Origin of the sequence: Streptomyces sp. Ru71, from assembly GCF_002920535.1 — a bacterium.
Taxonomy (GTDB): domain Bacteria; phylum Actinomycetota; class Actinomycetes; order Streptomycetales; family Streptomycetaceae; genus Streptomyces.
In genome coordinates this window covers 24,819-51,483 of record NZ_PQSS01000009.1, presented here as the reverse complement: position 1 = coordinate 51,483, position 26,665 = coordinate 24,819, and the positions used below count along the sequence as shown (strand labels likewise).

The window sequence follows — 26,665 nt, the reverse complement described above, 5'->3', positions numbered from 1 at the left end:
ACGGCATTGTCTCCCTTTCCGCGCCGACCCCTTACCAAGTGGGCGTCCGCCCATTAGTGTGGGCGCATGCCCACTTTATCGCAGGGACAGCCGGACAAGTCCGGACCCGAGCCCCACCGCCACCGGCAGACGGCCGAGTCCTTCGGTGTGGACGCCGAACGCTATGACCGCACCCGACCGCCGTATCCCCAAGCCCTGGTGGACAGGATCGTCGCGACAAGCCCCGGTCGGCACGTCCTCGATGTCGGAGCCGGGACCGGCATCGAGGCCCGGCAGTTCCAGGCGGCCGGCTGCACGGTGCTCGCTGTCGAGCCCGACGAACGGATGGCCGCCGTTGCGCGACGCAGCTGCGTCGAGGTCGAGGTTGCCAGGTTCGAGGACTGGCAGCCGGCCGGGCGGCAGTTCGACGCGGTCATCGCCGGCACCGCCTGGCACTGGGTGGACCCCGTCATCGGCGCGGCCAAGGCGGCCCAAGTGCTCCGGCCCGGCGGACGACTCGCTCCCTTCCACCACGTCCCCCAGCTCCCGGCCGAGGTGATCGACGCCCTCGCGGAAGCCCTCCAGCGGGTCGCCCCCGATTCGCCGTTCAACCCCGGCCTGCTGAGAGGATCGGCCGTGGATGCCTACCAGCCGCTCTTCGCGAGAATCACCGACGGCATCCGGCAGACCGGCAGGTTCAGCGAGCCGGAACAGTGGCGCTTCACCTGGGAGCGCACCTACTCCCGACAGGAGTGGCTCGACCAGCTCCCCACCTTCGGCGGCCTCACCCAACTCCCTGCACACAAAATGGCGGAGGTCCTCGACAGCGTCGGGACTGCGATCGACAAGCTCGGCGGCCACGCCACCATGCCCTACACATCCGTCGTGATCACCTCGACCCGCTCCTGAACGCCCTGACCACCGCAAACGCCAGGACTCACCGAGCGCGAGAAGAATGGCGAGCTCGGCAACGTCCCCGGGGCGGCGAGAAAAGGACTTGCAAGCGAGGGAGATCCTCCGGCTTCTTGCCTGGCCCTCGGCCGTCAGCGGCAGCGGCGCACCCCACCCGTCGCGGGCCGAGGGGGAGCGACGGTACTCAGCCAGCGCTGGTCCCGCACACTGGGCGGCCTCGTCCAGGAGAGAGCCAGGCAGGGGTGGACGCGTCAGCGCCCTTCGGCTGTGGCGCACCAACCATGACCTGTCTCTCGCGCCTGCCTGATGCCGTGGCCGGGATGCAGGGCCAGGGGAGAGGGGCAGATGATGGATGAGTAGGCCGCGGCGCGATCACCATCCTGGGGGCGTGGAGATGCGGCATGCCGGTTCACAAGGTCCGCCCGGACATCAGCGTTCTGAATGACAGCCTTGAGGCGCCGGGGATCGGCTACCTCCCGGTGAACGCCTTTGTACTGCTCGCCTCGCAGCCCGTCGTCATCGACACCGGACTTGGGCTCCCCGACAGGAACTTCCTAGAGGTGCTTGGTTCCGTGCTGGATCCCGCCGATGTGCGGTGGATCTGGCTGACGCACCCGGATCGTGATCACACGGGTGGGATATTCGATCTGCTGGCTGCGGCGCCCAAGGCGCGTGTCGTGACCACGTTCCTGTCAGCCGGGTTCATGTCATGCGAGAGGCCGCTGCCGCTTGATCGCCTGTATTTGCTCAATCCGGGGCAGAGCCTGAATGTCGGCGACCGCACGCTCACGGCGTTCAGGCCGCCGCTGTTCGACAATCCGGCCACGATCGGCCTCTTCGACGACCGGTCGGGGGTTTGTTTCAGCTCTGACTGCTTCGGCGGGCCGATGCCCAGTGCCGAACTGGCACACGCCGATGACGTCGGTGCGGTCGGCGTGGAGGAGTTGCGGGTCGCGCAGCTGCTGTGGGCCACGGTCGACAGCCCGTGGGTGCACAACGTGGATGTCGAGAAGTTCCTCGGCACCTTCCGGCCGCTGCGAGACAGGGAGCCGGAGCTCATCCTCTCTACGCATCTGCCACCGGCTCCGGGGATCACGGCGTCGATGATCGACACGCTCGGCTCGGCACCCCGGGAACCGGCGTTCGTAGGGCCGGACCAGGCGGCTCTGGAGCAGATGCTGGCAGGGTTCGAGCCCACCGGCGGCGGGCACCAGCCTGCACCCGGCAGCCCGGGATGACTTTGGCTGCCGTCGGCGGCCGCGGTCGGCTCCTCGGTGGCCGCGTTGTCCGCGGCGGGGGTGTTCTCCTCCGTGGTGGCTTCGGTGACGGCGCTGGTGGCCTCGTCGGGGGAGTCGGCGGTGGTCAAGAACAGCGGCGCCGTGCAGAGCGGGAAGCTGCGGAGCGGGAGGCGCGGCGGCCGGTGTGCACGGACTGCGGGCAGAAGTTCACCGACGAAAGGTGGGAGGCGATCGGCTACACCCGGGACCGGAGCACGCGCCAGTCGCACCCGCATCCGGCCTTCTGCGCGGCGGCCTGTTCCTCTGCCTCCAGGCGGCGGCGCTCCTGCTCCGGGCGCTCGCGTTCGTCGGCTTCTGCCTGCGCTTGTGCTGCGACGGCCCGGTCCTGGCAGTCCTCGCACAGGCGGCTGACTCTCCCGCTTCCGCACCTGACCGGGCAAGCCGCGGCGACCGGCCACGCGGGCAAGCCCCAGGCGGCCAAACCTGAAGCCACAACCTGCCGTGAAGAACTCTCCCAGTGCAACGGAGGAAATCTGTCACGGCCAAGGTAGACATTGGTCATCCGCAGAGCTACGATTTCTACCGTACCCAGGAAGTCGAAGTGGGCGCGGCAGACAGGAACTGCCGTGCATGCAGGTCAAGCAGAACGTGATCCGAAGGGGTCGCGAGCAGTACCCGCGTTATCCAGCAGTACAACCGAGTAATCGAAGGTAAGGAGCGAGACGCCATCAGGATCGCCCGGGCGAGGAAGCAGTCCGCCCGGGTACCGCAAGGCCCCGGATTGGAAGGTGGTCCCCGGTCACGCATCCGCGATCCCCGCATCCCCGCCCTCCCAGGCGGAACGTGCGGACAAAGAAAGCCGGCGCAGTCGGCCGGTAGATGGTGTTGAAAGCTCGGGGCCCGGGTGCCAGGACGGCACCCGGGCCCCCCGACGCATCCCCCGAAAGAAGAGGTCTATGCCCCCTCGCAGTACCCGGCCCGCCGACATCCTCGACGACGACGACTACCCCGCCTACACCATGGGCCGGGCCGCCGAGATGCTCGGCACCACCCCCGCCTTCCTCCGAGCCATCGGCGAACACCGCCTGATCACCCCCTTGCGCTCCGAAGGCGGCCACCGCCGCTACTCCCGCTACCAGCTGCGCATCGCCGCCCGCGCCCGCGAACTCGTCGACCAGGGCACCCCCATAGAGGCCGCCTGCCGCATCGTCATCCTCGAAGACCAGCTCGAAGAAGCTCAGCGCATCAACGAACAACTGCGCGCCCAAGGCGGCCAGCCGCAGCCGAAGCCCCCCGCCTGACAAAAACGCCGGGTGCCGCCCCCACGCCGACCGACCAGCGGTCCAGGCACCCCTCGCAGCTCCGCGCCGCCGCCTCGCTCCGGGCCGTAACCAGTACGCCCACAGCACCTCACAAGGACCCGACACACCTGCTGGGGTCCGTGGTCGTTCACGTGCTTCCGGAGGTCCTGCGAGAGGTGTCTCTTCGATCATGTGAGATCCATTGGATGGCTGACGGCAGTGGCCCATCACGGGAGTCGACGGGCCAGGAAAATGTGTCGAACCTAGAGTCGACCTTTGAGAAGGTCCTGAGTGCCCCGGAACTGCTGTGAAAGGAAGCCCGTGCCGCGTGCTGTCACATTGATTCGCTCTGCGTCCCTGTCCGATGTTGCGGAGTACGCCTACGCGGCCACGGCTCCGGCCGAGTCGCGGCTGATCTTCCTGGCCGGAGCATGTCCTCTGAATGATGATGGCTCAACTGCGGCGATAGGGGACGTCGCGGGGCAGGCGGCCAAGGCTGTGGAGAACATGCGGACCGCTCTGACGGACTCGGGTGCGTCATTGAACGATGTCATCAGCACCCGTGTTCTCGTTGCCTCTCACCGGCGGGAGGACCTGGTGACGGCATGGGAGGTTGTCCGGGACGCGTTCGGAGACCACGACGTGCCCAGTACATTGATGGGTGTCACCGTGCTCGGCTATGACGGCCAGCTCGTGGAGATCGAAGCCATCGCCGCCGTGCTTGATTGCTGAGCCGACCCGCGCGCGGCGCCGTACGGGCGGCCCTGCGGTACTCGCGCGTGGCGCTCCGTTTCTCGGGGTGCAGGGCAAGCACCGCGGTTCTCCTGACGTCCGCCGTGGGCGCGCGGTGAGGCAGTAACAGGAAGCGTGGCTGGGGTCGGTGGGTGGTCGCTGGAAACACACGCGCCCAGCCCGTTCGACCCACCGCATCGCCGTGGCTGACTTTCGTGGGCGGAGGAACGATCCGGGTAAGCCGAGGCCTCAGCTGGAGTGGTGTGTCAGTCGGGCAGGGGGTCACGGAGGAGGGGGCTGCTGAGCCTGCCCGGCTGAGTTCATGGCGCTGTGTGTCGCCCGTGCGAGGAGCCTCATGTCGTCCGGATCGCTGCGGCGCAAAACGAAGACCTTCGCCAAGGCCAGCAGGCTCGGACCGCATAGCAGAAGCGACAGCCACCAACGGTCGCCCTGCGCGACGTATACCCGCGCCGAGCATTCCCACCGCCACGACAGCGCCGACAGCCAGACCAGCCATGTGCCGGTTGTGCCGACGCTGTTCTCGACGTTCCGCCACCGCCCGCTCCGCAGCCGCCACGTCGGCAGCATGAGCACGTTCAGCGGCCGCACGCTGCATCTCCAGCCGGGCCATCACCACCTGATGGTCTCCAGCGCCTTGAGCGCGATCTCCAGCCTTTCTGGGTCGAGAACCTTGCCCCACTGCATGGCGATGCTCATACCGGCGGAGACCACAGGTCCAGGCGGTCGGCGTCGGGATCAGCAGGCGGCAGGGGCAGAGCGCCACTGTCTTCCAGACTCACAGCTTAGCTCCCCCGTCACCGCTGGTAGTAGGTGCGAAATCCCGTGCCAAGGAGTCGGGCGGCAGGCCCAGACGCAGGAAGAGACGTGCGAGCGCATGGTCGAGTGTCTGAGCCGAGTCAGCGGCCACGGCGCCCGCCTCCTGCTGAGTAGGCGGCGGCACATCCGCATCGGTCCGGCGAGCGGAAGGCCTAACCACGCCGGCGTCGTGCCGGTCGATGCGCAATGTGAAGTGGTCCGACACCAGCAGGTCGAAAGAGAAAGAGACGGGGCCTGGTAGCCCGAGAGCTTGAAGCACCTCTGAGCGCACGCGCGCATGGCTTGCTGGGTCGAGGAGCTCTGGAACGCGGGTCGGCCCGTTCTTCGGTGCGGACCCCGTGCATCACGAAGTAGATCGGTCCCGTGTAAGCACCCCAGTCGACCCCGTGTCTTTCCTCCAGGCGGGTGATCGCGGCCCGCACTTCCTCGTTGACTGAGCCGGCGACTGTGTGGCCAGAGCCGGCAGTGAGCGTGTCCGCATTCACCGTCCACCGGCGTCCTTCGCATTCGACGGCGACGAAGACGGCGCGGTTCGCCATGGCGTTTCGGTACGCGTTGTGGAATGCGTCGGTGCCCGTCACGTCGGGGATGAGGCCCGCGGGACAAGGAACGGGCCACGGCTGCATGAGGGCATTGTGGCCATGGCCGAGATCTGTTCACGCTCCGTGACAAGCACGTCGGCCACGACGCCTCTAGTCAGGCTGCTGCTCTTCGAGCACTTCGAGAACCTGGACTTTCGCCGCGGGCACGATGTGGGCTCCCTGCATGTCCAGGCTGGTCCACCAAGGGGTCCCCTCAGCCTCATCCCACGGCCGGCCCCACCGGAGCATTTCCAGTTCTTCTCCGGGACGGAAGATTCTCAGCCCCAGGGGGTCAACGGAGGTGGACTGATGTTCTGTGAGTATGCGGACACGGGCACGCATGAACCACAGGCCTGCGGCTAGGTCACCCCTCCCGGCCTTGCGATCGCTCATCCTGCCCTCCTACTCGCGCGTCGCCTGTCCCTCTCTCGGCACCACTACCTGCTTGCGGCAGGGTGCCATGCTTTGCTCCAGTCCCATCTTTCCTGCTGAGGAGCGCACCCTGCAGGAACTCGACGCCCCCCGCTGGCCACCTGCCTGTATGTCGTTTGCCACGACCGGCTACGGCCGACTGGCCTGCACCGGCCACCCCCCGCCCGTCCTCATCGCCCCCGACGGCACTGCCCGCATGCTCGGCCTGCCCTCAGGCGCCCCGCTGGGCATCGGCGGCATCCCTACATCACCACCGACGTCTGCCTGCCCCGGGGCAGTGTCCTGGTCCTTTTCACCGACGGCCTGATCGAGATCCGAGGCGGCGACCTGGATGAGCCTGAGTGACCTCACCGACCTGCTCACCGGCGCCACCGGCGGCCTCGACCAGCTGTGCTCCACCCTGATCAGTCAGTTCGCCCCCGCCAGCGCCCAGGGCGACATCGCCATCCTCGCCGCCCGCATCGGCTACACCGCCTGATACGCCCGAGCCATCCCAGGGGCGGTGCGGCGGTGTCCCGGCTGTTGCCGACACGCACGAGGAGCCGTCGCACCGCACCGGGAAATTCACCGCGGGAAAGCGTGCCCCCTCGGGGTGTCACTTCGTGCCTCGGACAGGAGGCTCGCCAAGGGGGCTGCTCTTCACGCGTTACTCCGCGTACCGGTCTCTGAAGCCCCCAAGAACTAAGTCGGGCGGACAGCCGGCCACAGCCACCGGGCGGCCTGACCTTGGACCTGCACATCGACATCCGGTGGCTCCTGGACCGGCAAGAGGAACCACCCGGTGCCGGGCCACGGCAGCTACGAGTGCCGAGTAGTCGCTGACAGCGAGGTCCTTGCCGAGCACTGGTGGGCGGCCGCCCTGCTGGAGCAGATTGTCCTCCTGCGGCCGCTGACGGCGCGCAACGAGTTCCTCGGCTACGGCGTGGCCGTCGCCTACATCCAGGCGTCCGGCGAGATCACCTTGCTGAACTGACGTGGGCACAGCCCAGTGAATGGGGCTATCCAGGAAGGCTCCGACGCTGTGATCACACCAGCCATCCGATGCAGCTGGGGCCGTGCGCCTGTCTGCGGGAGGTGGTCCGGCTTGCGGGGTGCAGCGCGAGCCTGCCATTGGAGGAAACTCCAGAGTCCTGCCGGGTAGTGCGTCGATCGAGTGGGAGGCATTGACGAGCAGGGTGACGCTTTCTACATTCCGTTGAACGCGGAATCACTATTCCGCATCATGGATCTTCTTATGGACCGGACCTGGGTCTCCCAGCTCCGGTGGGTGGGCGACGACGCAGCCGTCCGCCAGGGTCGTCCCAGCGTGACCGCGCTCGTTCCGTAGCTCGGTCGTCGTTCCCGGGCCCAAAGCCACCGCCAGATGTGGAGGGACAACAGGTGGAAGTTCAGACCGTGCTTGGGGCTGGGGCGTCGCGGCATCCTGTCGACGAGGTACTGCCACCGGGCCGGATGGCGGCCGTCGCGCTCCAGCACGTCGCCAGCATGTACGCCGGGGTGGCCGCGCCGCCGCTGATCATCGGGGCTGCGGTCGGCCTGAACGCGGCGCAGCTCACCACCTTGCTCGCCGCCAGCCTGGTCATCGCCGGCGTCGCCACGCTCCTGCAGACCCTGGGGGTCTGGCGTATCGGCTCACGGCTGCCGTTCGTCAACGGTGTCTCCTTCGCCGTCGTCTCACCGATCCTCGCGGTGGTCGGGGCGCAGAAGGGCGCCGCTCTGCCGCTGATCTTCGGCTCCACTCTGGTCGCCGGCCTCTTCTGCTTTCTGCTGGCCCCGGTCTTCTGTCGGCTCGTCAGGTTCTTTCCGCCGGTGGTCAGTGGCACCGTGATCACGCTGATCGGGATCTCCCTGCTCCCGGTAGCAGGAAACTGGGCGCAGGGCGGCAACTCCTCTGCGGCGGACTACGGTTCGCTGGCCAATCTGGGCCTCGCGGGGCTCACGCTGGTCGCCGTGCTGCTCTTCAACCGCTTCCTGCGCGGCTTCCTGCAGCGGATCTCGATCCTGCTCGGCCTGCTGGTGGGCACCCTCGCGGCGGTCCCGCTCGGCAAGGTCGACATGCACGCGCTCAGCAGCCTGCCGCTCTTCGAGCTGCCGCACCCCTTCGCCTTCGGTGCGCCGCGCTTCGAGGCAGCCTCGATCATCTCGATGCTGGTGGTGATGGTGGTCTCGATGACCGAGTCAACCGCCGACATGATCGCGCTCGGTGAGGTCGTGGAGCGGCCCGCGGACGACCGCACGATCGCGGGTGGTCTGCGCGCGGACGGGCTGGCGACGGCGTTCGGTGGGGTGTTCAACGGCTTCATCTGCTCGGCCTTCGCGCAGAACATCGGGCTGGTGGCGCTGACCAAGATCCGCAGCAGGTTCGTGGTCGCGTTGGCCGGGGTCTTTCTGATTGTGATGGGCCTGCTGCCACCGGTTGGCGCGCTGGTCTCGCTGGTGCCTCAGCCGGTACTCGGCGGGGCGGGCGTGGTGCTCTTCGGCTCTGTGGCGGTGGCGGGCATCCGCACGCTGGGCAAGGCGGATCTGAGCGCCGGGTCGAACGCGATCATCGTGGCGGTCAGCCTGGCCTTCGGGCTCTTCCCCATCGCCTTCCCGGGCTTCTATCACGCCTTCCCCGAGCAGGTCGCGACCGTGCTGAGCTCGGGCATCTCGGCAGGCTGCCTGCTGGCGATCACCCTGAACCTGCTCTTCAATCACCTGGGCAAAGGTCGCGAGGTCCCACCCGTACATGTTCCGCAGGAGCAGATCGCGGCCCTGGAGTAGGTGAAGGACGTGAGCTGACCCCAGTCAGCCGCCAGCCCCCGCGGGCTTATCACGACTCCGGGTTCGCGGGCCTGGGCGAGCAGCCGCATCAGCTCGCCTAGGCCGGCCTTCGCCCGGCGCACGACCGGGACGCGGCGGGACCTCGCGCCGGGATGCTGCTGAGAGCCGTCACCCTGCTGCTCGACCCCGTGCCCGTGGAGGCCCGAGCCGTGCCGGGGCAGCGGCATCACTCTCGGCGGCGTGGCCGCGATCCCGCTTCCAGGCGCTCGTACAAGGCGCTGGAAGACATCGACTGGTATCGCTCGCGGCTGAGGAGGGCCGAGGAGCCCCGCCGTCCGCCAACCGGAGTTGACCAGACCGCCGCTCCGCAGAGTCCCCACGGCTCTGCGGGGCCCATAGAGGTGACCTGCACATGCCCACACCCCCTTTCTCTCCCATCGAGGCCCGCGCCGCGCGCCTACGGATGGGTATGACCCCCGAACAAGTTGCGACCGAAATGGCCAAGTTGGGCGTATACCTTGGCCCCGACCTGGTGGAGGCATGGGAGATGGGCACCAAAGTGCCGTCGGAAAGCCAGCTTTTCGCGCTCGCCGATGTTCTGTGGTGCCCGACCCCAGTGCTGATGGCCATACGCCCCAGGACACTGCACGACCACCGCATGGCCAGGCAGCTGACCCGTGAACGGCTGGCCCACCGCGTGGGGATGGAACTGCACGCATACGCCAAGGCGGAAGCCGAACACCGCTGGAACGGCAATGAGCACCAGACACGAGCCCTGGCAGAGGCGCTGGGGATGCCTCCCGAGGACCTGCGGGAGATCATCGGCCAGGTCGCGAGACTGATCCAACTGCTGGCGCAGGCCGTTGAGGGCCATTGGAAGAGCCACGTCGTGCCCATCGCGGACCTCGCCGACGTTGACGAACACCGAGTGAAGTACGCGCTACGAGTGCTGCGCCAGGAGTACACGCAGATCACCCAGCGCTATATGGGCCATGTGGTAGCAGGCAGCGCAGAGGCCGTACTGCGGGAGATCGCCGGCGAACGGGCCCGATGGCTGCGCCGCCTGCCAGAGCACTTCTGGGAGCTGGTAGACCACGCCGCTGGGCGCCAATCTCCCCGTTCCGCTTCGGCTACCTGAGCTGGCCTGCAGCCCTTCCCACCTCGCCGCAGCCTCCGCGCTTGGCAGGGTACCGCACCTACGCAGCAGGCTTCCCCGCGGCCAAGGCCCAGCCCGGCACGAACGTCTCCTTCACCGCCACCGACACCCTGCGGATCAAGGACGGCAAGTTCGTGGAGTACTGGCTCAAACTCCGACACCCTCCAACTCCTCACCCGGCTCCACGCGCTGTAAGCAACCCCAGCGCTGCCCTCCCGGCCACACGGCCAGGAGGGCAGCGCTCCGTTATATGAAGGGAGAGTGTGGAGCACGTCCGCCGCCATGAACGCTCGCCAGGACCGACGTACGACGACGCCATCCTGCCCACCGGCAGCTTCGCCGGCACCCCCGAAGGAGCCCTTGACTGTGCCTGCGGCCTCGACCCCACCGCCCCCGGATCCCCCCTCGTTGATTTTGACTACGACGACCGGAGTACACCCCGTGACAGACGCGATGTCGTTCTCCTGGTCCGGAAGCGCGTATGCGGCTGACCGGAGCCGCCGCTGATTGACGGGTGCGGATCGTGGAAGGAGTGCTTGGCAGGGGTGGACCCTGCTTCGGGGAAGCGGGCACGGGCATGGCCGCAGACGCCGACTCCATCAGGATCACCGGGAAGGTGCAGGGGCGGGACATCGTCCTGACCGGTCGGGCGAGTTCGGCGGCGAGGTTGTCCGGTGCGGGCGCCACCGCCGTTGGTGAGCCAATACGCCTTGCCGCTCAGGGCATCGAGAGCCCGGAGGCCTTGGCCGGAAGTGACATACACATGCCTGCCGGCCATGGCCAACGCAGCGAACTCACACCCGTCCTCCGTAGCGGATTCTGCCCAGCGCCGCTCGCCGGTCTTCCGGACTTCCCCAACCCGGTCGTCGCCGAGTCGCTGCTGGACCGGCTGATCAACTCCAGTACGCTTCGCTCGCGGTCGGTGGCCAAGCCACGGACCGCGAGGGGTGAGGACGAAGACCTATGGACTCCCTCGAATCGAGAACTCAACTCGGATCCGACCAAGGCGACCTCTGATCAGCTACTCGCCGACTCAGACGTTGGGGACGTGCAGCTTGTACCAACTGGCCGTTGGCATCCTCACGTTCGAGCCTAGTTTTTGCTGCCAGGCTGCGTAGGACTTCACATCGCCCGGGCCCCAGACGTCGGCGTTGGCGCTCGACTGGTACCGCTCGCAGCCTTCGGCGACGAGCCGGTGGTGCATTGCGGCGATGATCGGCGATTTCTGTCCGGTGTGGCAGAACGACGCACCGGGGAACGGCTCGGTTTCCGTCACGGCATCGGGGGGTGAGTCCTTGAAGTGGTCGTACGCCTCCTGCGCCGCCGCGAGGACCTTGTCGTAGATGCTTTCCATGCACGGGCCGGCGCACTCGGTCGCGGACCAGTGGTGGTGGAAGAGGTTGTTCTTGCTGGGGCGTTCACCGATCGCCTTGGCGGAGAGCCAGCCCGCGAGACGTGCGGCGCTCTTCCAGGTGGAGTCGGCGACCCTCCAGCCGGGGCTGAGCGTGGCGTTCGCCATTTCAATGCTGATCGAGCGTTGGTCGCCGGTCACGTTGCCGACGGCCCAGGCGTACTCGTTCAACTTGACGTACTGAGCGACGGCACCGGCGGCGTCCACGTCGAAGTGCGCCGAACCCGGACGCGTCTTCCGTGCACAAAAGACGGTGTGCCCAGGCGGTGGTTCGCCGGCTGGCCGCCTCGGCGCGGACAACCCCGCGCACCGCTGACCGGCGCCGGCGGACGTAAGGGTTTCGTCATCTGTCGGGCAGCCCGGTCACGGCCGCTCTTTCCGTTGAATGGGAGCGAGATCGAGTGACTCCCCGGGGAGGTAGGCGGTATGAGGCGTGGACGACGAGTGCGGGTCAGGCCGTGGCTGGTAGGCGGGCTGGTCGTGGCGGTCACCGTGGTCGGCTTCGGGCTGTACTGGTTCCAGCCGTGGAAACTGTGGCAGGACGAGACGGTCCAAGAGGCGCTGCCCGTCACCGTGGACGCCTCGAAGCCCGCCGAGGCGCCGCCGTCAGAAGCAACGTCCGCACCGGCCCCCGCCGGGCCGGTAACGCTGGCCACCGGAACGCTGATCAGCCACGAGCACAAGACGTCCGGCACGGTGAAACTCGTACGGCTGGCCGACGGCTCCCACATCGTGCGGCTGGAGCACCTCGACACCAGCAACGGCCCCGACCTGCGCGTCTGGCTGACCGACGCACCGGTCAAGGAAGGCCAGGCCGGCTGGCACGTGTTCGACGACGGCGAGTACGTCAGCCTCGGCAAGCTCAAGGGCAACAAGGGCAGCCAGAACTACACCGTGCCGGAAGGCGTCGACCCGGCCCGGTACAACAGCGTCAGCATCTGGTGCGACCGCTTCGACGTCTCCTTCGGTGCGGCGGAACTTGCCCGCGGCTGACACGACGGCCGCGGTCCGCGCGTGGGGCAGAGGCACAACGGGAGCGGGTGGACGGCCCTGGTCGTCCCCGCCGCCCGTGACGACCTCCACCCTGACGAGGACCAGGACCCTCGCCTGCTGTTCGAACCCAAGAGTGTGCGCTTCGGCACCGGAGCTGGCAGGGTTCGAGCCCACCGGCGACGGCCACCAGCCTGCACCCGGCAGCCCGGGATGACTTTCGCATCGGGCTGGATCTGCACCGAATCCCCGGGAGCGACGTCGCTCCTGCAGGCGCTGTGCTCGCATCATGCACATCCATGCGACCCGGCGCGGTGGTCTTCTTCGCCACCGTCTTCGACAACAAGAAACACCGCGAGATCATCACCCGCCGCCGACCTCCGCCCTGGGGCCGCTGGCGGCCGCCTTGGCCGCGCTCGCCGCCACGGTGTGGTGTCAGCGCAGGGCCCAGCAAGCCCAGTGGGAGCAGGTGCGCACCCAGGCACTGCGGTATGGACTGGCGCAGTTCGATGCCCTGACCCACCGCGACTTCGAGTCCGCGGTACGCGACCTGATGCGCCGGGACGGCTGCCCGGACGCCGTCCAGGTCGGCGGCCAAGGCGACCTGGGCGCCGATGAGAAGGCGACCGACCCCTACGGCCGGCTCTGGGTGCTCCAGTGCAAACACCGCCGCAGCGGCGACCGAGGCGCCGTCGGCACGCCCGATCTCCAGGTCCTGAACGGCACCGCCCGGCCCGTGCACCGCGCAGACGTCGTCGTGCTTGTGACCAACGGCCGCATCACCCAACCAGGCCGAGACTTCGCCCAGCAACAACGCCTGCACCTCGTGGACGCCGCATGCTCGCCGAGTGGGCCGCCGGCTCACGGCCACTGTGGGAACTGCTGCGCGCGGTACCCCCGCCGCGCGGCCCGTCCTCCTTGGCCTGACCCACTCCTGCAGCAGGATCCTGCGACCGTCCGGCGGGACAGACGATGAAGTCACCGGGACTTTCACGGTGATCGTTGACTCCTGGGCGCCTTCCACAGCCCCTGCGGCCGAAGGCTTCTCGTGCGGCGGGGCTGCGCCGGCCTGAGTAGGTGTTTTTGATCCTGCGCCGAGAAGCGAGCCTGGCGAGTTCGCTGAGGATCAGCGATCTTGCGCCAGCTGAAGGCTGCCAGCAGGATGGGCCTGGCGGAGTTCAGCGGAGGGCAGGCAGTGTGGCTGGCCATTGGGTGAAACTCGAACTTGACGTTGCCGGATTCGATCAGGACCGCTTCGAGCAGTATGTGACGAAGTGCCAGTCCCAGGGCTTGCGCTTCGTCACTCTCGCGGACGTGGGGGACACGCCGGAGCATCGTAGGGCGCTGTACGAGCTCAACAAGGAGTGTGCTGCCGATATACCGGAGAGGGGAGATTTCTACTCTTTTGATGAGTATGTCGAGCGGCGCTTTGAGGTGGCGTCCTACGACCCGCGGGGTGTCGTGATCGCCTTGGACGGCGAGGCCTGGGTCGGTATGGCGGTGACGTCGAGACATGACGATTTCGTGTTCAACGAGATGACTGGTGTGAGAGCCGGGTATCGAGGCCAGGGCATCTCGATTGCCATGAAGACGTTCGGGATGGCATTCGTAAAGGAATGCGGAGCGAGCAGGGTCCGCACCTTTCATCATCCGGCCAACGCGAGCGCGATTGCCATGAACCGGAAGATGGGCTTCGTCGACACGGTCGACTAAGCGATGCTCCCTCGGCTTCAGTCACCCAGACTTCGTCCACTGGCTGGCGCGGGGCTTCTGCGGGTCAGGCGTCGGGCCATCATGGTGATGAGTGCCCAGTTCAGGTGTGCTTCGGAGTGCTGAGGCAGCCTTTCGTATGCGCGTGCGTTGCGGCGAGCGTTCATGCACCGCCCGATCGTGCGAGGCACTTCGTTCGCTGCCCGTTACCGGGTCAGGCCCGGGTGTCGGGTACGGCTTGGGCCAGCGGGCCGAGGTCGCCGTACAGGGATGCGTGCAGTGCGGCGGCGAGTTCGCGGGCCCTGTCTTCGAGGACATGCCTGCGGCCCGCCACCCGGGACGCCGCCGGGGGACGTCAGATCGTGTCCATCGGCCGCCTGCCGGGCAGCCGGTTGCGCGCATCAACGTCCCACGCCCCGCGAATGGATATGAGTGGCCCCGGCTCAACCGTGATCGCTAGCCTCACCAGCTATGAAGCAGCGCCAGCAGAAGAAGTTCTCCCGCCGTCTGTTCGAGGCGATCCTGACAGGTGACGCCAGGAGCACGAAGGCCCTGTTGCGCAGGGGAGCAAGTCCAGAGAAACCGAACAGCGACGGCAGCACTCCGCTGTACTTGGCCTCGGTGCAGGGCGAGACCGAAGTAGCCCGTCTGCTACTGGAAGCGGGAGCTTCCCCTGACGCGGAAAGCAGCGGCCTCGGCTCGGAGGGCACACCACTGTGTGCGGCCGCATGCTGGGGGCACACCGAAACGGTCCGGCAACTGCTAGCACACGGGGCCGATCCTAACCTTCGCGAAGATCACGGCACCGGCAAGTCCCCCCTGGAGTGGGCGGACAACGGACCCCACCACGGAACCGCCGAAGCCCTCCGCGCAGCAGGAGCGCAACCGACAACTTATCCGGCTCCGTAGCCAGCACGGGCTCAGCACTTACTTTCGCAACAGTTCTAGCTGTATTTGGCCAGGACGTTGGTTACGCCTGCGGGTAGTCGCGGGGCTGGCGGTTGGCCTCCAGCTGCACCGTGTGGTCGATGGTAGTTGTAGTGGATGTTCCAGACGCCGAGGGCGTCTCGGCGTTGATCCTCCGAGACCCAGCGGCGGGCGTAGAGGAACTCTTCGGCGACGATTCGGTTGTAGCGTTCCCCCCTTGCGTCGTGGCGAGGCGTGTACGGCGTGATGCGCTGGTGTCGCACTTCGAGCATGGCCCGGGCGAATGTGCCGGCGGGGTAGCAGGCGCCGTCGTCCGTGACGATGCATTCGATTTGGGCGATGCCGTGTGCTGCGAACCAGGCCCTGGCCCGGTGCGGGAAAGCGGCCGGCGCCATCTGGGATCCGGCCGACCTTCTTCACGTTGATGAGGACCATGTGCCCCCGACGGCGAGGGGTGATCTTCCGTGGTTCCCGGTTGGTTTCGCCGCTGGGATCGATGAACCGGCGCCGGTTCAGGCCGAGGGCGAGCAGATGCCGCGACACGGTGCGAGGACTGAGTGAGATCCCTTGGGCCTGGAACTCGAATGCGATCCGGGAGGCGGACCACTTCTCGGCACGGCGGAGTGCCTCGATTCTGGCGACGACATCAGAGCTCGTCGCCGTTGGCTGACGCCGAGGGGTGGAGGAGCGGTCCAGCAGCCCGAGTTCACCATGCTGACGGTATCGGTTGACCCATTGCGATGCGCAGGCACGGGAGATTCCCATCTCGACAGCCACGTGGGCGATCGGGCGGTGCTGACAACGCTGCACGAGCCGAACTCGCCCCTCCGGGGGACAGCGGAGCACTGCGATGAAGCACAGGCTTTCCTAGCGCCAGGGATCGAGGGCAAGCTTGCCCTGGCTCTGGCCCGCTTCGAGTTGCAGGAGCACCGTCGGTCCTTCGGCCAGGGGATGCACGTGTGGGGTGCCGGGCGGGTAAACGCCGTGGGCGATGAGCGCCTCGATCTCGACGAGCAACGACTGGTAGAGGGACGGGGCCGCGACCGCCAGTGCGCCGATGTGCAGACCCTTGATCTGAACCTGATGGGTGAAGACCAGGTCGTGTGTGGTCAGTGTGGCGTCGCCGGAAGCGGCGCCGAACACGATGATGCGTCCTGTGAAGGGCTTGGTAACCGACAGGCTGGCCTCGAACGTGGCACGGCCCACCGATTCCAGGACTAGGTCGACTCCGCCGGTCAGGTGGGTGATCTCCTCAGCCAGATCAGGGCGTCGGCTGTCCAGCACCTCGTCGGCGCCGAGGGCTTTGACAGCTTCGTGCTTCGCTGGTGAGGCCGTGGCAATCACCCGCGCACCGTAGTGGCGGGCGAGGCGGACCGCGGCCTGCCCGACGCCGCCGGCTGCGGCATGAACGAGGACCACCTCACCTGCCTTGATCTCACCCAGCGGCTTCAGCGCCGCCAAGGCGGTGGCCCAGTTCAGCACCAGGCCCAGGGCTTCGGCGTCGCTCCAGCCAGACGGCACAGGAAGCACACTCGCGGCCGGCATCGTCATGTACTGCGCGAAGGCGCCCGGGCCGGTTCCGACGACGTGGGTGCCGAGCGACAGCGGATTCTCGACGTCCGGGCCGACCCCCACGATCTCCCCCGCCGCCTCAAAGCCCGCCGCGTAGGGTGCCTGCGGGCCTCCTCCGTAGGTGCCGTGGGTCTGCATCACATCGGCGAAGTTGACCCCGGCGGCGCCGACGCGGATCAGGTACTCGCCGGGCCCCGCGGCGGGGCGGCGGTGATCCGTCGTGAGAGTCAGGTCCTTCGGTCCCCGGTGCGACTGCTGGACCAGTGCTCGAACGGTCTGCCCGGTGGTGTTCTGCTGCCCGTTGATCTCCATGCGACGACCGTAGGAACCTGACACTTACGTCAACGTCAAGCGGCTGTCAGAGATCAGTACGGCGGGCCTCTCGCAGGTAGGCGTCGAGTGCCGCCTGCTGATCGCTGAGAACGGCGATGCGAGCAGCGAGCCGATCGCGATATCCCTGCACCTCGTTCAGGAACTCCGCGCACACCACGTCGGTGCCGGCATCGGATCCGTCGGTGAGGCTGGGCAGGACTTCCCTGATCAACCGCACGGGCAGCCCGGACTCCAGCAGCGAGCGGATGACGAGCACTCGATCGATCGTGGACTGGCAGTAGTCACGGAACCCATTGCTGAAACGGCCAGGGACGATCAAGCCCTCATCCTCGTAGTGCCGCAACGACCGGGCACTCACGCCGCTGGCTCTGGAAGCCTCGCTGATCTTCATACCTGCAGCCAACGTCCGGGATGTACCGCACTCTTCCGGCACTCGCTACGACGAGTAGACGGCCTGCTCAGGTGTCAACAACCTCATGTCCCATAACAGTTAGGGCTGGTCAAGCTCCTGGCCGAGGGGCCCGCCGTGGAAATTCCCGCCGTTGCCGGTTACCAGGGCCTGGGCGTGCAGACCAGCGGCCGGGTGGTGACACCGCCCCACCGCAAGTTCAAGAGGAACGCTCCGGACTGGTACGAGGAGTTGTACGAGTGGCAGCGCAAGGCACAATCCTCACGACGCATCCGCGTCGAGCCGCCATTGGTGACGGTTCACCGTCACCTCTGGGAACGTACGATTCAGGGTCTGGAAGAGCTCCTGCGCCCACGAAGCGACTCCGTCCGGCGTTTTCTCCGGCGCTGGTACGGCATATCCGACGCTTCGTCCTAACCCGCGTTTTTGTCCTCGGGCCACTTGCCGCCCGACCTGGTCGAGTGGCACCGAGCGGCTGCTTCGACCGGTGTGGCGGTCACCTTCCGGGACCATCCGGTGGAACCGGAGGATCTGCGTCGGGACACAGACGGCATGCTTGTGTTCTGGATCGAGAATCCAGCACGGGCTGTGCAGCGACGACGCCCTGGCCAGGGTGGCCCCGCCACCGGCCGGCTATGCCCCGCCCGGCCAGGAGAGCTGGATGCTCACCGTCGCCGCCACTCCCGGAATGGACCTCCAGAGGTATCGCGCCGCCCTCGAACCGCGTTCTCGAAAGGCCGCGTCGCGACGAACGGCCCACCGCGGCACGGCCCTTCTGAACGCAAGGCACCTGGACGATCTGCTGCAGGTTCTGCCCCTCCTGGTCGGTCAGTCTGCGCACACGGACAGGCTCGGCCACCGCGCCTCCAGCGGTCGGATCGGACGTCACGGCACACCCAACCGCCACGACCACCAAACCCGGCGAACCCACGCGGTCACAGCACTAAGCAGTGGAAGGCAGCACGTGGTCGCCGATTTTGTCTGTGCTCAGGCACAGGGAGCAGACGAGCGCGTCGTGTGTGGCGCAGGCGGTCAAGTCCGGACGCTCGTACGGCTGGTGGCACACGTGGCAGTTCAGGGTGAGAGCGCTCGGGTTGCCGTCCGCGTCCAGCAGGGGCTCGTCTATGCCGTCGCCGGTGCGGCGCAAGTAGTACTTGCCCTTGGTGACGATCGCCATCAGCGGGGTCAGGGCGAAGGCGATGACGGCAGCGGCGACGGGGGAGTACGGCTGGAGGGTGTCGCCCAGCAGGTGAAAGTACATGGCGATCGACAGGCCGGAGGCGGCGACGAAGGCCACGACGCCGACCGGGTTGACGGCGTGGAGCATGCCCCGGCGGAACTCCGGCTGGAGCGGGGAGAGCTTCAGCAGGTACTTGTTGACGCCGATGTCGGTGGCGACGGTGACCACCCAGGCGATCGCGCAGTTCGAGTAGAAGCCCAGGATGCTGTTGAGGAAGCTGAACATGTCGGCTTCCATCAATGCGAGCGCAAAGCCCAGGTTGATCAAAACGAAGACCATGCGGCCGGGATAGTGCCTGGTGACTCGGGTGAAGGAGTTCGTCCAGGCGAGAGAGCCGGAGTAGGCGTTCGTGACATTGATTTTGATTTGGCTGATGACCACCAGGACCACGGCGAGCGGGATGACCATCCAGGAGGGCATCATCGCGTCGAAGGCCCCGCGGAACTGCTGGATGGGCTCGGTCGCGGCAGCCGGGCCGACCTTGGCGAGGATGTACACGGCGAGGAAGACGCCGATGGCCTGCTTCAGCGCGCCGAGTACCACCCAGCCGGGGCCCGCCATGACCACGGCCGTCCACCAGGTGCGCTTGTTGGTCTCGGTCTTGGGTGGCATGAAGCGCAGGTAGTCGATCTGCTCGCCTATCTGGGCGATGAGTGAGAGGCAGACTCCGGCGCCGAGCAGGACCGAGGCCGTGTTGACGCCGCCGTCGCCGTCCGTGCCGGTGTAGGCGAGGAAGCGGTCAACGGTGCCGGGATCCGTGGCGATCAGGTAGACCAGCGGGCCGACCATCAGCAGCAGCCAGATCGGGGTGGTCCACACCTGGAGCTTGCTGAGCGCCTTCATGCCGTAAATCACCAGGGGGATGACCATGAGCGTGGAGATCAGGTAGCCCAGCCACAGGGGCAGCCCCAGGCCGAGTTTGAGGCCCTGGGCCATGATCGAGCCTTCGAGGGCGAAGAAGATGAAGGTGAAGCTGGCGAAGATGACGCTTGTCAGGACCGAGCCGTAGTAACCGAAGCCTGAGCCGCGGGTGATGAGGTCAAGGTCGATGTTGTAGCGGGCCCCGTAGTAGGCGAGGGGGAAGCCGGTGATGAAGATGACCACGGCGGCCACCGCGATGGCAACGAGCGCGTTGCCGGTGCCGTGCGCCAGGCCGATGCCGGCACCGATGGAGAAGTCGGCCATGTAGGCGATGCCGCCGAGCGCGGTGGTCGCCACGACCATGGGGGTCCAGCGGCGGTAGCTGCGGGGAGCGAAACGGAGGGTGTAGTCCTCCAGCGTCTCCCTGACCGCCTGGTCGGCGGCGGCCTTCGGCCCGCCTACCGTGGGCGTTCGTGACTCGGTCGTGCTCAAGCCGTGCCTCCCGATGATGCTGGTGCGGGGTGCCTCTGTGGGAGGGAAAGCCCCGCTTGGCGTCATCGGCAGGACGGGGGAGCCGTGAGCCGTCGGACCATGGTGTGTTCCGTTCGGCCCTGTACACGACTCTGATCCCACGGCCGGTCACGCTAGAAAGCGGCTGTTACCGTCGGTGCCAGCCGTCGTGAACGCGAAGTTTCAGAGAACTCACCTGTTGTCGTCCGACGTTGGTTCAGCCCCGGTGGCTCGGCGCCGCTCGGTAGAGGCGGGGCTGGACGTCGCTTGCGATGGTGGCGGCCTTGTCCATGTGGTCCCCTGCCTCGGGGTTGGTGAGCATCGCGCGGTAGTGGTCCTCGCTCTGCGACTGGGCGTAGTCGATGACGCGTTCGCCGTCGAGGAAGGCGTGGAAGTTGGCGCAGATGAAGCTGGGTTGGTTCTTCATCGTCTCCTCGGTGGCGTGGGCGAGCAGGTCGACCAGTTCGCTCTGACGGTCCGGTGAGACGCCGAAGACGTTGATGAGCGGTGCCACGGTGCGGGTGGTGTCGATGCGTGCGTGGTGGTCATGGCGCAGGTCCGATTGCTTCGAGGTCTATAAGCGATGCCCCGGCCTTCGGGGGAGGGGTGGGTGGCCTGTATCCAGCCCCGGCGGCGGTAGAAGCCCATGGCCCGGGGGGGACCGGATCGAGGTGAGCAGCCAGGAGCGGCCTCCGGGGGCATCTGTGGTGACCGTCTCCAGCAGTCCGGTGCCAGCGGTCGGTGGGGAAGGGGGTCAGGGTGGTCCAGGCGGCGGCGAAGCCGACGATGTCCGGCCCGGAGAAGGCGGCGGCTGCTGTGAAGCCGGGGCGCTTGACGTCCTTCCTCAGGCGGCCGAGGAACGCGGTGGCCTTCCCCTCGTCCTCGTGCCAGGGCGGGGCGCGGAAGGCGTCGACGTAGACGGAGCACAGGGCGTCGGAGTGCGTCAGCAGTTCCTCGCCTGGAAGACGAGGATGTGCGTGGTCATCAGGCGGCCGCCCTTGCCGTGACTGTGGGGTGCGGTGCCGCGTGCTCCAGTGGTGCCGATGGGTCGATGGACACGTCCAGGGGTGCCGGTTCGGCTCCGGCCCATACGAGGAGGTCGCCGACGGCGGCGATCATAGCGCCGTTGTCCGTGCACAGGCGCACCCGAGGCACGCGCAAGGTGAGCCCGGCGGCCCGACATCGCTCCTCGGCCGGCGCACGCACTCGGGAGTGGGCGGCGACCCCACCGACCACGATCAGCGTGCCCACGCCGTTCTCCGCGCAGGCCGCGACCGCCTTGCGCGTCCGTACGTCGGCAATCGCCGTGGCAGCGGCCCCGGGTTGCTGGCGCTGGGCAGGGTGCACGCCGACACCGGCTACGGGAACGTGTGGTGACGGCTGGGCGTCATCGGCATCGGCTTCGCCCTGACCATGTCCCCCCTCACGGGCGCCGCCATCCAGGCAGTCGATCCGCAGGAAGGCGGCCTCGCCTCGGGTATCGGCAGCACCACCCGGCAGATCGGTGCGGTGCTCGGTGTGGCGGTACTCGGAGCCATCGTCCGCGCCCGGCAATCCCGCGGCGCCACCTTCGAGTCCGGCCTCGACAGCGCCTTCCTCGTCGCCGGCGCCGTCACGTCGGCCACCGCCCTGCTCACCGGCCTCTGGCTGGCGAGCTTAAGGCCCGCGGAAGGCGCCGCGACGCGGCAGCGTTCCACCGATCCACAGGCGGCCCCCACCTTGAACGAGGCATCCGCGAAGAGCCGTTGACGGCGACACAGGCATGCACCGGCGGGAGTCCCGCCGGACGATCCGAGCGGAGACCGCTGCGCGGCGGCCACGACCACTCCCCGACCGCTCGCGCCTGCCGGCATCACTGTCTCTGCCAGGGCACCCCGACGCGCGCGCCGACGACAACGGCCCCCTGGCGACTCGTCCTCCTCACCCACACCGGCTCGGCCTGCCGGCAGACCGCGGCATCCCAGCTCCAGCCCGAGGTCCGCCGCGGCCGTCACGCACTGGCGCGAACGACCAGGCGGGTCGGCAGGATCAGCGGCGTGGGGTCCTGTCCGTCGAGGAGCGCGACCAGCATGCGGGCCATCTCCCGGCCCAGCGCCTCTATGGGCTGGTGAACGGTGGTGAGCGGCGGGTCGGCGATCTGCGCGGCGGTCAGGTCGTCGAAGCCGACGACGGCGACATCGGCGGGGACCTGCCGGCCGGCCTTCCGCAGCGTGCGCAGCGCGCCCGCGGCCATGTTGTCGCTGGCGGCGAACACGCCGTCCACGTCAGGGCGCGTCTCCAGCACTGCGGCCATCGCGGCGGCTCCGCTGGCCTCGGTGAAGTCCCCCTCCTGGGGCGGGAACGGCTCTAGGCCGGCGGCGAGCATGGCGTCCTGGTAACCGCGGTACCGGGCGCGCGCGGCCTCGGTGTCCAGCCGCCCGCAGATCGCGGCCACACGAGTACGGCCACGTGAGATCAGATGCTCGGTCGCCTCGCGGGCACCGCCGACGTTGTCGACGTCGACGTACCACCGGGGCGCCGAGCCGACCGGGCGTCCGCCGAACACGACGGGCATCCGCGCCTCCTCCTCGGCGATCCGTGTCAGGGGATCCTCCTCGCGCAGCGCCATCAGCATGACGCCGTCGGCACCCCTGGATCGCAGGAGTTCCGCCACCCGCTTGCGGCCCCGTTCGGAGGCGGCCAGGCAGAGCATCAGGTGCAGGTCGGCCTCCTCCAGAGCTGCCGACGCCCCCACGATGACCTGGCCGAAGAAAGGGTCTGCGAAAATGGCCGAGTCCTCTCCCGAGACGACCAGGGCGGCCGCGCCCGTCTGCCGCGTGGCCAGAGCGCGGGCGGTCGGGTTGGGGACGTAACCGAGTTGCCGGACGGCCCGTTCGACGGCCTCGCGTTTGGCGCGGCTGACATGCGGTGCGTTGTTGAGGGCGCGGGAGGCCACGGAGCGGGAGACACCGGCGCGTTCGGCCACCTCGTCGAGCGTCGGATGCCGACGCGGCGCATCTTCTGCCATGAACCCGGAGTCTTCCACAGGGTCGGGAATCGGCAGCCACCTGCCACCTGGTAGCGCTTCCAGTTTACTGGCGCTTCCCAGTCCCGCTCGGTCCTTCAATCCCAACACTGCCACACCTATTGACACTTAAACCAGCCCGCCCCACGATTGGGACCGCTTCCAGTGGGAGCGCTCCCAACCTTCCCTGTCCTCCCCACTCCCGTGCCAGGAAACAGAGGTCCTGTGATGAGCCGCAGACTCCGCACCCTGGTGGCAGCGCTCTGCGCCCTGCCGCTGGCGCTCGCCGCCGCACCCTCCGCACAAGCGGCCGACCCCACCACCATGACGAGCGGGTTCTACGTGGACCCGGACTCCACCGCCAAGAGATGGGTGGCCGCCAACCCCGGCGACGGCCGGGCCCCCGCGATCAACGCCGCCATCGCCAACACTCCGATGGCCCGCTGGTTCGGCTCCTGGAGCGGCACCATCGGCACCGCGACGGGGGCGTACGCAGGAGCCGCGGACCGCGCCGACAAGCTGCCCGTCCTCGTCGCCTACAACGTCTACAACCGCGACTACTGCGGCGGGCACTCGGCGGGCGGTGCCGCCTCGCCGTCCGCCTACGCCAGTTGGATCGCCCAGTTCGCGGGCGGCATAGCGAGCCGCCCGGCCGTCGTCGTCCTGGAACCGGACTCCCTCGCGGACTACGGCTGTATGACCCAGGCCCAGATCGACGAACGCGAGGCCATGCTCACCGGCGCCCTCGCCGAGTTCAACCGACAGGCCCCCAACACCTGGGTCTACATGGACGCCGGCAACCCTGGCTGGGCCGGCGCGGCGACCATGGCCCGGCGCCTGCACGAGGCGGGCCTCCGCCAGGCCCACGGCTTCTCGCTCAACGTCTCCAACTACTTCACCACCGCCGAGAACACCGCCTTCGGCAACGCCATCAACGCAGAACTCAGCGCCCGCTACGGCTACACCAAGCCGTTCGTCGTCGACACCAGCCGCAACGGCAACGGCTCCAACGGCCAGTGGTGCAACCCCGCAGGCCGCCGCATCGGCACCCCCACCCAGAGGGGCGGCGGCGCCGAGATGCTGCTGTGGATCAAGACACCGGGGGAGTCCGACGGCAACTGCGGCGTCGGGACCGGCTCCACGGCCGGACAGTTCCTCCCCGAGGTCGCCTACAAGATGATCTACGGCTACTGATCCAGGTCCACCACCGCCATCACCCTCGCATCGGCATTCCGCGGGCGGCGGATGTCTGTCTCCACCACCGAATCGACCAGGAAGCAGCCAGGTAAGCAGCCATGCAACCACGCACCCCACGGCGTCGCGCGGCCGCCGTCATCGCGGCCCTCACCGCATTCAGCGCGCTCACCGCACTCGGCACGACACAGGCGCAGGCCACCACCCCCGCGCAGGACGTGGTCACCCCGGCGACGAAGTTCTACGTGGACCCGCACAGCAAGGCCGCACAACAGGCATTCGCGGACGCCACGAACGGCGACATCGAGAACGCCGTGAACATGGCCAAGCTCGCGAGCTGGCCGCAGGCCCAGTGGTTCACCGAGGGCACACCCGACGAAGTGCGCGCCAAGGTCGGCGAACTCGTCCATCGGGCGCGGGCCGTGGGCCGTACGCCCGTGCTGATCGCCTACAACATCCCGGGGCGGGACTGCACGCAGTACTCCAGCGGCGGTGCCGCGTCCTCCGCCGCATACCGGCAGTGGATCGACGCGTTCGCCGCCGGGATCGGCACCGACAAGGCGGTGGTCGTCGTCGAACCCGACGGCACGGCCCTCCTCCCCAAGGACTGCGGGCCGGCCGCGGACCCGACCGGCCAACTCACGGCCGCCCGGATCGCCGACCTCGCCTACGCCGTGAAGACCCTGAAGACCAAGCCCCGCACCGCGGTCTACCTCGACGCGGGGAACGTCCAGTGGCGCCCCGTCGGCGACATGGCCCAGCGGCTGCTGGACGCCGGGGTCCGCGACGGCGACGGCTTCGCCCTGAACGTGTCCAACACCCACCCCACCGACCACAACGCCAGATACGGCACCTGGATCTCGAAGTGCATGTGGTTCGCCACCGAAAAGGGTGGCCCAGCCGACTCGTGTGCCGGCCAGTACTACTCGGCGGCCGCCCCCAACGACGGCGCCCCCGGCAACGCGGTCTCCTCCACCGACCCCACCACCTGGCACTGGACCGACGCCTGGTTCGACCAGCACGTGGGCAACCCGCCCACCGACGCGCTGCATCACTTCGTGATCGACACCAGCCGCAACGGCCTGGGCGCCTGGACGCCACCACCCGGCAAGTACACCGGAGATCCTGAGGCCTGGTGCAACGCGCCCGGCCGGGGCCTCGGCCCGCGCCCCACCGCCGACACCGGCGTCCCGCTGGTCGACGCCTACCTGTGGCTCAAGATCCCCGGCGAGTCCGACGGCACCTGCACGCGCAACACCGGCGGCACCATCGACCCCGAGTACGGCATCGTCGACCCGCCAGCCGGCGCCTGGTGGCCCGACCAGGCCCACACCCTGGCCCGCAACGCGGCACCACGCCTGACGTTCAACCGCTGAGCCCGCTTGGGACCGGTGGGCCGTAGGGCCGTCCTCCGCCTCCCCCAACCCGACTCAGGCAGCTGCCGGGAAGGCTGGAACCGGCACGGCGCGGCACGCCCCGGCGGGAAGGGCGGCTCGTCGCCATCGGCCCGCTGAGCATCCCACCCACCGGCCAGAGGAAGCCCTGCCTGCGCGACGAACCGGAGATGCGCGACCCGCCCACCCCGCACCGTTCTCTTCGGCGGCGCGGGGTGGTGTGCCGCTGCCACCACGGCCAGGGGCGTGTCGAGCGACCCGCGTACCCTGGGCTCCGTGCCCCGCCATCCGAAAAGGCCCCGTCGGCTGATTGCCGACGGGCGCACGTATCTGTGGACGCTCCGTCACCGCCACAGCGTGACGGACAGTGGGCGGTCATGCCGCGAGACCCTGACGCTGCACCCGCAGCCGGCCGGCACGGGTGGAACCCTGCGCATCGTCTTCACCGAGGGCCCGGGCAGGTACGTCCCGGGCGGGGCTCCGCTGGGCTCGGGAGACGTGGGACATGCCCGCGGTGCGTCCTTGAACCTGCACGAACCCGGCGCCGTCCGGGCCCTCCTCGACGCGGCGTTGGCCGCGGGGTGGCAGCCGGAGGGACGACGGATGGTGGAGATCGACGGTTGGTCCCTGCTGGAGGCGGCGGCCGCCGCCCGGGCCGCAGCCACCGGCCCTGCGGGCCCGCAAGAGCGACTGCGATGAACTTCGGGCCGGGCGGCCGCGACTGAATCCGCCAGTTGGTCGCTCGGTGAGTAGGTCCGGGCGTCGGCCGGGATCGGGGGCAGGCCGCTCGGCGCTCAGGGGCAGCGTGCCCTGCTGCGTGGTCAGCTCGATGGTGGAGCGGTCCACGCCGGGCAGGTCGTACTGCTTGGAGAGCGCTTCGGCGTCACCCAAGGCATCGGCCGGTATGTGTGCTGTCGGCCGAGGCGCCGGCGGGCACGAGCCGGCCGAGATCGCCCAGAACGCCTGTACGCGCCAGAGATGTAGCCGCAGTGTGCCAAGACCCACCCCCCGGTCGCCGGATGGTCTCCACCCTGAGGGTGGCCCCCTCATGTCGTCATGCAGATCCATGACGCATCTCGACATGACCCTGGTCTAACCGCTCTTGGGCACCGAAGTCGCAGGACGACACCGCCCATCAACGGAAGGCGTCAACCACGAAGGTGATGCGGCGCATGAGGC

General features: G+C 68.3%; 24 protein-coding genes and 6 pseudogenes. 18 read left to right on the top strand and 12 right to left on the bottom strand.

Features of this window, described 5'->3' with window-relative positions:
* Nucleotides 1-66 precede the first annotated feature (66 nt).
* The 4 genes from C3489_RS08095 to C3489_RS08075 all read left to right on the top strand — a co-directional run bounded on the left by C3489_RS08095 (nt 67) and on the right by C3489_RS08075 (nt 4,162).
* Entirely contained in the window at nt 67-888 is an 822-nt protein-coding gene (locus C3489_RS08095) for a class I SAM-dependent methyltransferase (protein ID WP_181139562.1), read from the top strand.
* 404 nt (nt 889-1,292) lie between these two features.
* A complete protein-coding gene (locus tag C3489_RS08090) occupies nt 1,293-2,129 on the top strand; it encodes an MBL fold metallo-hydrolase (RefSeq protein ID WP_103781063.1) in 837 nt (278 codons plus the stop codon).
* A gap of 956 nt (nt 2,130-3,085) precedes the next feature.
* Nucleotides 3,086-3,430 (top strand): MerR family transcriptional regulator, encoded by a 345-nt coding sequence (locus C3489_RS08080; RefSeq protein ID WP_103781061.1) that lies wholly within the window; start codon nt 3,086-3,088, stop codon nt 3,428-3,430.
* 321 nt (nt 3,431-3,751) lie between these two features.
* Nucleotides 3,752-4,162, top strand: a complete 411-nt coding sequence (locus C3489_RS08075) for a RidA family protein (RefSeq protein WP_103781060.1) — start codon at nt 3,752-3,754, stop codon at nt 4,160-4,162.
* A 282-nt stretch (nt 4,163-4,444) separates the two neighbouring features.
* Here the strand turns inward: C3489_RS08075 and C3489_RS39180 are convergent, their stop codons facing one another.
* Both C3489_RS39180 and C3489_RS08060 read right to left on the bottom strand, forming a co-directional pair.
* Entirely contained in the window at nt 4,445-4,771 is a 327-nt protein-coding gene (locus tag C3489_RS39180) for a hypothetical protein (protein ID WP_258054602.1), read from the bottom strand.
* A 920-nt stretch (nt 4,772-5,691) separates the two neighbouring features.
* Nucleotides 5,692-5,973 carry a hypothetical protein gene (locus C3489_RS08060; protein WP_103781059.1) on the bottom strand — a complete coding sequence of 94 codons (282 nt, stop codon included), beginning with the start codon at nt 5,971-5,973 and terminating at the stop codon, nt 5,692-5,694.
* Between the two features lie 132 nt (nt 5,974-6,105).
* Here C3489_RS08060 and C3489_RS39970 point away from each other — a divergent pair, with 132 nt between their 5' ends.
* From C3489_RS39970 to C3489_RS39965, 3 genes and pseudogenes are all read left to right on the top strand, one after another.
* Entirely contained in the window at nt 6,106-6,357 is a 252-nt protein-coding gene (locus C3489_RS39970) for a SpoIIE family protein phosphatase (protein WP_107499739.1), read from the top strand.
* Nucleotides 6,344-6,490: a hypothetical protein gene (locus tag C3489_RS38600; protein ID WP_181139561.1), complete on the top strand. Its 147-nt coding sequence runs from the start codon at nt 6,344-6,346 to the stop codon at nt 6,488-6,490. The genes C3489_RS39970 and C3489_RS38600 overlap by 14 nt, the downstream gene beginning before the upstream one ends.
* A gap of 366 nt (nt 6,491-6,856) precedes the next feature.
* Nucleotides 6,857-6,967: pseudogene (locus C3489_RS39965) on the top strand (toxin Doc); the annotation flags it as partial.
* Here C3489_RS39965 and C3489_RS08050 read toward each other — a convergent pair.
* A pseudogene (locus C3489_RS08050) lies at nt 6,964-7,050 on the bottom strand (IS5/IS1182 family transposase); the annotation flags it as partial. The pseudogenes C3489_RS39965 and C3489_RS08050 sit on opposite strands and share 4 nt — an antisense overlap.
* 414 nt (nt 7,051-7,464) lie before the next feature.
* On the opposite strand from C3489_RS08050, the gene C3489_RS08045 reads away from it, so the two are divergent.
* Nucleotides 7,465-8,775 (top strand): nucleobase:cation symporter-2 family protein, encoded by a 1,311-nt coding sequence (locus tag C3489_RS08045; protein WP_103781058.1) that lies wholly within the window; start codon nt 7,465-7,467, stop codon nt 8,773-8,775.
* 469 nt (nt 8,776-9,244) lie between these two features.
* On the top strand, nt 9,245-9,913 hold the full coding sequence (locus C3489_RS08040) for a helix-turn-helix transcriptional regulator (RefSeq protein WP_219821934.1): 669 nt from the start codon (nt 9,245-9,247) through the stop codon (nt 9,911-9,913).
* A 1,051-nt stretch (nt 9,914-10,964) separates the two neighbouring features.
* Here C3489_RS08040 and C3489_RS08025 read toward each other — a convergent pair.
* A complete protein-coding gene (locus C3489_RS08025; protein WP_103781054.1) occupies nt 10,965-11,642 on the bottom strand; it encodes a peptidoglycan-binding protein in 678 nt (225 codons plus the stop codon).
* A gap of 126 nt (nt 11,643-11,768) precedes the next feature.
* Between C3489_RS08025 and C3489_RS08020 the strand changes: the two genes are divergently transcribed.
* From C3489_RS08020 to C3489_RS08005, 4 genes and pseudogenes are all read left to right on the top strand, one after another.
* Nucleotides 11,769-12,335 carry a DM13 domain-containing protein gene (locus C3489_RS08020; protein WP_103781053.1) on the top strand — a complete coding sequence of 189 codons (567 nt, stop codon included), beginning with the start codon at nt 11,769-11,771 and terminating at the stop codon, nt 12,333-12,335.
* A gap of 391 nt (nt 12,336-12,726) precedes the next feature.
* Nucleotides 12,727-13,259: pseudogene (locus C3489_RS08015) on the top strand (restriction endonuclease).
* A gap of 285 nt (nt 13,260-13,544) precedes the next feature.
* Nucleotides 13,545-14,045, top strand: a complete 501-nt coding sequence (locus tag C3489_RS08010; RefSeq protein ID WP_258054601.1) for a GNAT family N-acetyltransferase — start codon at nt 13,545-13,547, stop codon at nt 14,043-14,045.
* A 468-nt stretch (nt 14,046-14,513) separates the two neighbouring features.
* A complete protein-coding gene (locus tag C3489_RS08005) occupies nt 14,514-14,951 on the top strand; it encodes an ankyrin repeat domain-containing protein (RefSeq protein ID WP_103781051.1) in 438 nt (145 codons plus the stop codon).
* A 35-nt stretch (nt 14,952-14,986) separates the two neighbouring features.
* On the opposite strand, the pseudogene C3489_RS08000 reads toward C3489_RS08005, so the two are convergent.
* From C3489_RS08000 to C3489_RS07990, 3 genes and pseudogenes are all read right to left on the bottom strand, one after another.
* Nucleotides 14,987-15,828, bottom strand: a pseudogene (locus tag C3489_RS08000) (helix-turn-helix domain-containing protein).
* An 8-nt stretch (nt 15,829-15,836) separates the two neighbouring features.
* Nucleotides 15,837-16,853, bottom strand: a complete 1,017-nt coding sequence (locus C3489_RS07995) for an NADPH:quinone oxidoreductase family protein (protein ID WP_103781050.1) — start codon at nt 16,851-16,853, stop codon at nt 15,837-15,839.
* A gap of 46 nt (nt 16,854-16,899) precedes the next feature.
* The gene (locus C3489_RS07990) at nt 16,900-17,265 is read right to left on the bottom strand and encodes a MerR family transcriptional regulator (RefSeq protein ID WP_103781049.1); all 366 of its coding nucleotides are present in this window, start codon (nt 17,263-17,265) and stop codon (nt 16,900-16,902) included.
* A 135-nt stretch (nt 17,266-17,400) separates the two neighbouring features.
* Between C3489_RS07990 and C3489_RS39165 the strand changes: the two genes are divergently transcribed.
* Nucleotides 17,401-17,700, top strand: coding sequence for a transposase (locus C3489_RS39165; protein ID WP_258054600.1), 300 nt, complete (start codon nt 17,401-17,403; stop codon nt 17,698-17,700).
* Nucleotides 17,701-18,226: 526 nt separating this feature from the next.
* Here the strand turns inward: C3489_RS39165 and C3489_RS07975 are convergent.
* The 4 genes and pseudogenes from C3489_RS07975 to C3489_RS07960 form a co-directional block, all read right to left on the bottom strand.
* A complete protein-coding gene (locus tag C3489_RS07975; RefSeq protein ID WP_181139560.1) occupies nt 18,227-19,876 on the bottom strand; it encodes an allantoin permease in 1,650 nt (549 codons plus the stop codon).
* Between the two features lie 235 nt (nt 19,877-20,111).
* The gene (locus C3489_RS07970) at nt 20,112-20,408 is read right to left on the bottom strand and encodes an antibiotic biosynthesis monooxygenase (protein ID WP_258054599.1); all 297 of its coding nucleotides are present in this window, start codon (nt 20,406-20,408) and stop codon (nt 20,112-20,114) included.
* Nucleotides 20,318-20,844: pseudogene (locus tag C3489_RS39155) on the bottom strand (hypothetical protein). Before C3489_RS39155 ends, C3489_RS07970 begins: the two are co-directional and overlap by 91 nt.
* A gap of 34 nt (nt 20,845-20,878) precedes the next feature.
* Nucleotides 20,879-21,214, bottom strand: a pseudogene (locus C3489_RS07960) (tRNA (adenosine(37)-N6)-threonylcarbamoyltransferase complex transferase subunit TsaD); the annotation flags it as partial.
* Nucleotides 21,215-21,307: 93 nt separating this feature from the next.
* On the opposite strand from C3489_RS07960, the gene C3489_RS07955 reads away from it, so the two are divergent.
* Entirely contained in the window at nt 21,308-21,643 is a 336-nt protein-coding gene (locus C3489_RS07955; protein ID WP_258054598.1) for a hypothetical protein, read from the top strand.
* Nucleotides 21,644-21,884: 241 nt separating this feature from the next.
* Here the strand turns inward: C3489_RS07955 and C3489_RS07950 are convergent, their stop codons facing one another.
* Nucleotides 21,885-22,901 (bottom strand): LacI family DNA-binding transcriptional regulator, encoded by a 1,017-nt coding sequence (locus C3489_RS07950; RefSeq protein WP_181139559.1) that lies wholly within the window; start codon nt 22,899-22,901, stop codon nt 21,885-21,887.
* A gap of 225 nt (nt 22,902-23,126) precedes the next feature.
* Between C3489_RS07950 and C3489_RS07945 the strand changes: the two genes are divergently transcribed.
* The 3 genes from C3489_RS07945 (at nt 23,127) to C3489_RS07935 (ending at nt 26,185) form a co-directional block, all read left to right on the top strand.
* Nucleotides 23,127-24,092, top strand: coding sequence for a glycoside hydrolase family 6 protein (locus C3489_RS07945; RefSeq protein ID WP_103781046.1), 966 nt, complete (start codon nt 23,127-23,129; stop codon nt 24,090-24,092).
* A 101-nt stretch (nt 24,093-24,193) separates the two neighbouring features.
* Entirely contained in the window at nt 24,194-25,468 is a 1,275-nt protein-coding gene (locus C3489_RS07940; RefSeq protein WP_103781045.1) for a glycoside hydrolase family 6 protein, read from the top strand.
* A gap of 294 nt (nt 25,469-25,762) precedes the next feature.
* The gene (locus C3489_RS07935) at nt 25,763-26,185 is read left to right on the top strand and encodes a hypothetical protein (protein WP_103781153.1); all 423 of its coding nucleotides are present in this window, start codon (nt 25,763-25,765) and stop codon (nt 26,183-26,185) included.
* The last annotated feature ends 480 nt before the right edge of the window (nt 26,186-26,665 follow it).

Coding starts and splice junctions, on each gene's coding strand:
- C3489_RS08095 (WP_181139562.1), top strand. CDS start 67: ATGCCCACTTTATCGCAGGGACAGCCGGACAAGTCCGGACCCGAGCCC.
- C3489_RS08090 (WP_103781063.1), top strand. CDS start 1,293: ATGCCGGTTCACAAGGTCCGCCCGGACATCAGCGTTCTGAATGACAGC.
- C3489_RS08080 (WP_103781061.1), top strand. CDS start 3,086: ATGCCCCCTCGCAGTACCCGGCCCGCCGACATCCTCGACGACGACGAC.
- C3489_RS08060 (WP_103781059.1), bottom strand. CDS start 5,973: ATGAGCGATCGCAAGGCCGGGAGGGGTGACCTAGCCGCAGGCCTGTGG.
- C3489_RS38600 (WP_181139561.1), top strand. CDS start 6,344: ATGAGCCTGAGTGACCTCACCGACCTGCTCACCGGCGCCACCGGCGGC.
- C3489_RS08045 (WP_103781058.1), top strand. CDS start 7,465: ATGGCGGCCGTCGCGCTCCAGCACGTCGCCAGCATGTACGCCGGGGTG.
- C3489_RS08040 (WP_219821934.1), top strand. CDS start 9,245: ATGACCCCCGAACAAGTTGCGACCGAAATGGCCAAGTTGGGCGTATAC.
- C3489_RS08020 (WP_103781053.1), top strand. CDS start 11,769: ATGAGGCGTGGACGACGAGTGCGGGTCAGGCCGTGGCTGGTAGGCGGG.
- C3489_RS08005 (WP_103781051.1), top strand. CDS start 14,514: ATGAAGCAGCGCCAGCAGAAGAAGTTCTCCCGCCGTCTGTTCGAGGCG.
- C3489_RS07995 (WP_103781050.1), bottom strand. CDS start 16,853: ATGGAGATCAACGGGCAGCAGAACACCACCGGGCAGACCGTTCGAGCA.
- C3489_RS07990 (WP_103781049.1), bottom strand. CDS start 17,265: ATGAAGATCAGCGAGGCTTCCAGAGCCAGCGGCGTGAGTGCCCGGTCG.
- C3489_RS07955 (WP_258054598.1), top strand. CDS start 21,308: ATGTCCCCCCTCACGGGCGCCGCCATCCAGGCAGTCGATCCGCAGGAA.
- C3489_RS07950 (WP_181139559.1), bottom strand. CDS start 22,901: ATGGCAGAAGATGCGCCGCGTCGGCATCCGACGCTCGACGAGGTGGCC.
- C3489_RS07945 (WP_103781046.1), top strand. CDS start 23,127: ATGAGCCGCAGACTCCGCACCCTGGTGGCAGCGCTCTGCGCCCTGCCG.
- C3489_RS07940 (WP_103781045.1), top strand. CDS start 24,194: ATGCAACCACGCACCCCACGGCGTCGCGCGGCCGCCGTCATCGCGGCC.